This is a genomic window from Zarconia navalis LEGE 11467, from assembly GCF_015207075.1.
Classification (GTDB): domain Bacteria; phylum Cyanobacteriota; class Cyanobacteriia; order Cyanobacteriales; family Geitlerinemataceae; genus Zarconia; species Zarconia navalis.
This window is the reverse complement of sequence record NZ_JADEXN010000419.1, coordinates 1-5,181: the sequence shown is the minus strand read 5'-3', so window position 1 is coordinate 5,181 and position 5,181 is coordinate 1. Positions and strand designations below refer to the sequence as shown.

5 protein-coding genes are annotated in these 5,181 nt (G+C 42.3%); 1 reads left to right on the top strand and 4 read right to left on the bottom strand.

Features of this window, described 5'->3' with window-relative positions:
• Window positions 1-357: 357 nt before the first annotated feature.
• The 4 genes from IQ235_RS18425 to IQ235_RS18410 form a co-directional block, all read right to left on the bottom strand.
• Window positions 358-516, bottom strand: coding sequence for a hypothetical protein (locus IQ235_RS18425; RefSeq protein ID WP_264322873.1), 159 nt, complete (start codon window positions 514-516; stop codon window positions 358-360).
• Between the two features lie 477 nt (window positions 517-993).
• A complete protein-coding gene (locus tag IQ235_RS18420) occupies window positions 994-1,335 on the bottom strand; it encodes a hypothetical protein (RefSeq protein ID WP_264322872.1) in 342 nt (113 codons plus the stop codon).
• Between the two features lie 735 nt (window positions 1,336-2,070).
• A complete protein-coding gene (locus IQ235_RS18415; protein WP_264322871.1) occupies window positions 2,071-2,703 on the bottom strand; it encodes a Crp/Fnr family transcriptional regulator in 633 nt (210 codons plus the stop codon).
• Between the two features lie 195 nt (window positions 2,704-2,898).
• Complete coding sequence (locus IQ235_RS18410) at window positions 2,899-3,969, bottom strand: AI-2E family transporter (protein ID WP_264322870.1); 1,071 nt, start codon at window positions 3,967-3,969, stop codon at window positions 2,899-2,901.
• Window positions 3,970-4,257: 288 nt separating this feature from the next.
• Between IQ235_RS18410 and IQ235_RS18405 the strand changes: the two genes are divergently transcribed.
• Window positions 4,258-5,166, top strand: a complete 909-nt coding sequence (locus tag IQ235_RS18405) for a YihY/virulence factor BrkB family protein (protein WP_264322869.1) — start codon at window positions 4,258-4,260, stop codon at window positions 5,164-5,166.
• The last annotated feature ends 15 nt before the right edge of the window (window positions 5,167-5,181 follow it).

Sequence of the window (5,181 nt, the reverse complement as noted above, 5' to 3'; positions counted from 1 at the left end):
CCTTCAGTATCAGTCGATCGGTGAGTTTTGTCTTCATCACAGTTTGTAATCGATCGACAATTCCCGAATTCAACGACTGTTAAGGGTTTCAGGCATTTACGCTCGGCGTTGTGAATAATCCAGGTTAGGAAGATGTCTAAAATTTCCGAGACGAGAATCGAACAAATACCGTTCGGAAAGTAGAAAAGTAGATGGCAACTTCTTCTCAAACGCTGATACTTTTGAAGACCGTTAAGAACTTGGCAAACCAACAGCTTTGGCTTTGGCTTCTACTCGCTCTCTTGTTTCTGACATGAGAGCAAAAATAAAAATGGCTTCGTAGATTAAGTTTTCCATCCGCACCTGCTCGGCTGCCGTTCATTGGAGAAAATTCGTGGGTTGGGGCAGTTCTTCACTCTCATCGATGACAATATGCCAATTGGGAATCTGGCTGAGAACGCGAGCGATCGGTTTATGGCGTAAATATGGCTTAGAAAAGGCTTGTCGAGTAGAATAAACAGGGAGTTTTGGAAACATCTAGAACCTCGGGTTAAATTATGGCTAAAATTATCCAGACGAAGCTCGAGCTAAATTGAAAGTAAAAAGCTTTATGCAACGAGTTTTTCGTTACAAATGGGACAAGAAAAAGAATTAAAGAAAACTCGACTTTCTCAAGTCTTTTCGTTGACGTTTTAAATTGTTGGTGACCAAATTTAAAGATCGAACGATTTTAGAAGCGATTTAGTTTAGAGCAAATCTCTAGAAAAATTTTTTGACAAGACTGCTGAAATTCTGAAAAAGTGCATCGAGTAGGCAGTAACGTTATTAGTGCCTTTTATCGCAGTTTTGAGTACGGTTTGCAGTGTTGTGACGACCGCCGAAGATTTAAACTTAACATTATAAAATTTGATAAGTTTTAGCTTCGTGCTAATGTACTACAAAATAGAATACCATATTATTTAACATTTGTCTATGCTCGATCGAACATCTGTAAAACTTCGATCCCCATTCAGATTAAGCTCGATCGACTCCAGACAAACGCTGAAACTCGCTTTTAACAACTCGATCGATCGCTTCTGACATCAAATCGACAATGGCTTCGTAGATCGAGTTCTCGATTTGCAATTGCTCTTCTGTTGTAAATTGAATCAATATGGATTGTTTGGGTAATGTTTTCCTTCTATCGACGACAATATACCGATTGGGAATCTGAGAGAAAACGCGAGCCATTAATGTTTGACGCAAGTACGAGTCGGAAAATATCTGTTGATAGGGATAGACCGGAAGTTCGTTCAGAATTTGGTTGACTTCTTTAGTCACGTATAACAAAGTCAAATTTAGAAGTTTTGGAAACATTCAAAACCTCAATAAAGTAATGACAAGCTAGAGTTGACTTTTTAAAGCTCGGACTGATTTAAATTTGACGACTCAAACTATATAGTGCTTTTTCGATCTATAAGAGAAAAAAATTTGAGTTTATCCTAGAGTCGAGAACTTAAAAACTAGGGCGTACCTAACAAAACTAAAGATTCTATGCTATGTAGAGATAAAGATTTGACAAAATTTAAGCGTTGATAGATATAGAGACTTAGAAAAGGCTTATTTTAGAAATAGACAGTGCTAAATGAAAGAGCCACAATCTAAATAGAGGACACTTGCAAAAAGTCTAGTTACTAAGCGCAAAACCACTCGACCCTCTCTAAATCAGCGAATACAAATATGGGATGAGCTAAAAGATTTCCATCAGATGAATTAAAACTAACCTACAAATCGTAACCGTCATGGCAAAGATTTGAGTAAATATTAAAAATATTTTGAAAAGTATTGCTAGCGGACGACTGATTTAGAAGTTGCAAATAAATAAGATACAATTAGTATGTTATTAACAACGTGCAAGCTCTTTTGCGCCCAAAAGTGCATCTCGGGCAGTAACAAGATTAGTGCCTGTCGAAGCAGTTTTTAGTCTAACGTGCGGGATGACGATTGCGTGCGAATCACTTCGTGTCAATCTCTTTTTAGAATAGTGATACATCGAAAAAAATTTGTCTGTATGATACCGAACGCAAGTTCGATCTATTCTGAATGATGCTCCTAACTGAGTCCCCTCTCGACTTCAAACAACCGTTGGAACTCGTTCTTGACAACTCGATAGCATTCGCAAGCCGCATCTTCCAAATTTTCGCCATCGATAATAGTAATTTTCCCTCGGCTGTAGCGAATCATTCCCGCTCGTTGCAACGTAACCGCCGCGATGGTGACTCCAGAACGACCCGTCCCCAGCATTGTGGCAATAAACTCTTGAGTTAGAAGTAGATCGTTCGAGAGCGTGCAATCTCGAGCGCTGAGCAACCACCGCGCCAACCGTTTCTCAATCGTATGCTGGCGATTGCAAGCGGCTGTCTGTGCGGTATGGGTAAATAGAGCTTGGGTGTAAAGCAACAGCAGTTTTTGCAGCTCTCCCCCCCGAGAGAACTCGTCTTTGATAATATCTGCCCTAATCCGTTGTGCACTGCCCGCCACTTGAACGATCGCTCGGTTGAGACTTGAAGTGCCACCCCAAAGAATCGGAAGACCGACCATCCCTTGATTGCCAACCAAGCCAATTTCCGTCGTCGCCCCATTTTCCACGATCGAGACGAGAGAAACCATTGCTTGATGGGGGAAATAGGCATATTCGATCGGATCTTTCGGTTCGTAGAGGACTTGACCTAACGACAGAGGCACTTGCTTTAGGTAGGTCTTTAGACGCCCGTAGGCCGACGTGGGTAGTGCAGCTAATATTTTGTTGATGGAGTTAACGGGGGTAAAGAAATTTTCTCGAACAGTATCGATCGAGCTTTTAAACTGAGAAGGCAATCGTTAAGATCGCACCTAATTTTACTATGTTAGTTTGAATCACTTTCCCTTCAAAAATTTACATTAATGACTGAGTAATTCTTGATTTTCCTCCAGGATTTTTTCTCGGTTATCTTCTATATCAGGCATCATTCTTTCAATCCAAAGTTCTTGAATTAAAACTTTGATAACAACAACTAGCGGAAGCGCTAAAAATAATCCTAAAAAACCAAAGAAAAAGCCAAAAGTCACCTGAGATAATAACGTTACAGCGGGTAAGAGCGACACTTCTCTCTTCATCACGATCGGGGTTAAAACGTTACTTTCAATCTGCTGAATGGCAATATACAGTCCAATCACTGCGCCTGCTTTCCAGGGTGCGTCGAGCAGAGCGATCGCCGCTGGCGGAATCACGCTCATCACCGGGCCGACATTGGGAATAAACGTTAACAAACCGGCAATTAAAGCATTAACGATCGGCAGTTGGACGCGCAACAACCATAAGCCGATTCCACTGAGGGCGACAATCACCGTCATATTGAACAAAATCCCGATAAACCACCCGAGCAAAGATTCTTCACAGAGATCGAGAATTCGAGCGACTTTGGGTTTGTGACGATAGGGAAATAAACTCAAGAATGCTTTTTTATAAGAGCGCGGATCGAAAAGAAGCATTAGCGTAACGACAACAACCAGCAAAAAGTTAAGCAGAAAATCAACCGAATTTGAGAAAACCGTAAAAAATCCGCTAAAGACTCCATTCCCATAGTTTTGCAAATGGTTCAAGACTTCTCGAACGCTTTTAATATCTAATAAAATTTTCTCAATTCTAGGAATTTGCAACCATTCGTATCGATCTTGAAGCTGCTCGATTCCAGCCGGAACGATGTCAACCCATTGTTGCCATTGATTGGAAACGGATGGGACAATTTTTAAAAAGATAGCAGTCAATACCGCTAAGCCTATCACTACAAAAAAAATAACCGCGAGTCCCCGTTGTTTGAGACCCGCTTTTTGTAACTTGCGAACGGGTGCATTGAGGACGGTGGCAAAGACGATCGCCGTAAATGCAAGTAAAACAACTTGCCGAATTTGCCATAATATATAGATAGAAACTGCGAGATAGAATAAGCTTGCTAGTTTCCAGAATTTCACGATCTTGTCTCCTAAACCTAAAATTTGTAAAACACGAGGAAGGCTCGAAAAATGATTGCGACTAGCTTTTAACCTGAAAGGTAACTAGATATTGTAGTCGATCGCTCGACAAAGTTGATGAACCTTTAGGGATAGATTGTCTTGTGAAAACAACAGTGTTCTGTCCGTGGGTCGAGTTGAGAGTTGACGATCGATTCTAACTTTAGATAGTTGCGCGGCTCCACATTTTTACCGAAACTAAGCAAAAAGACTCAAGTATTCGATCGAGAAAACCTTACTAAACTGGCGATGAACCTGAAGAAGATTTGGAAATTGATCCGAGAAGCCTTCCAAGAATGGCAAAAAGATAAAGCCTCGCGCTTAGCGGCTGCCCTGGCTTACTATACAGTCTTTTCCCTCGCGCCATTACTGATCATCGCCATCGCGCTTGTCGGGGCAATTTTTGGTGAAGAAGCAGCTCGGGGTGAAATTGTCGGTCAAATCCAAGGATTAGTTGGTCTTGAAGGGGCAAAAGTCGTTGAAACCGCGATCGAAAATGCCAACAAACCCGATACCGGTAATGTCGCTTCGATTATTAGCGTCGTCGTACTTCTGTTCGGTGCATCTGGAGTATTCGCCCAACTTCAAGAGGCTCTGAACACGATTTGGGATGTAAAAGCCAAACCCAAAACGGGAATTTGGGGTTTGGTGAGAAAGCGAATTCTCTCTTTTTCTGCGGTCTTGGGAATTGCTTTTTTGTTACTTGTTTCTTTGGTGGTCAGTGCGGTACTTTCCATTCTCGGGCATTACGCATCTGGCTTACTGCCCGGCGCCGATTTTCTCTGGCAAATTCTGAACATTGCAGTTTCTTTAGGATTTATCACTGTGCTGTTTGCCCTGATGTTCAAGTATCTCCCCGATGTCAAAATTCAGTGGAGCGATGTCTGGGTGGGAGCGGCGATTACTGCCGCGCTCTTTACCATTGGCAAGTTTGCATTGGGATTGTATCTCGGTGGGGGAAGTTTCGGTTCTGCCTACGGTGCGGCCGGTTCCTTAATCGTTTTTTTGTCGTGGGTGTATTATTCCGCCCAAATTCTGTTTTTCGGGTCTGAATTTACGCAAGTTTACGCCCGACGCTACGGTTCGCGCATCGTGCCCGACCGACACGCCGTTCGAGCCGACAAAGACGGGGGGACGAAGCACGATATCCAGACTTAATATGGCGGTTGCTAT

Excerpts from the sequence above, each read along its gene's own strand:
- IQ235_RS18425 (WP_264322873.1), bottom strand. The coding sequence starts at position 516 with ATGTTTCCAAAACTCCCTGTTTATTCTACTCGACAAGCCTTTTCTAAG.
- IQ235_RS18420 (WP_264322872.1), bottom strand. The coding sequence starts at position 1,335 with ATGTTTCCAAAACTTCTAAATTTGACTTTGTTATACGTGACTAAAGAA.
- IQ235_RS18405 (WP_264322869.1), top strand. The coding sequence starts at position 4,258 with ATGAACCTGAAGAAGATTTGGAAATTGATCCGAGAAGCCTTCCAAGAA.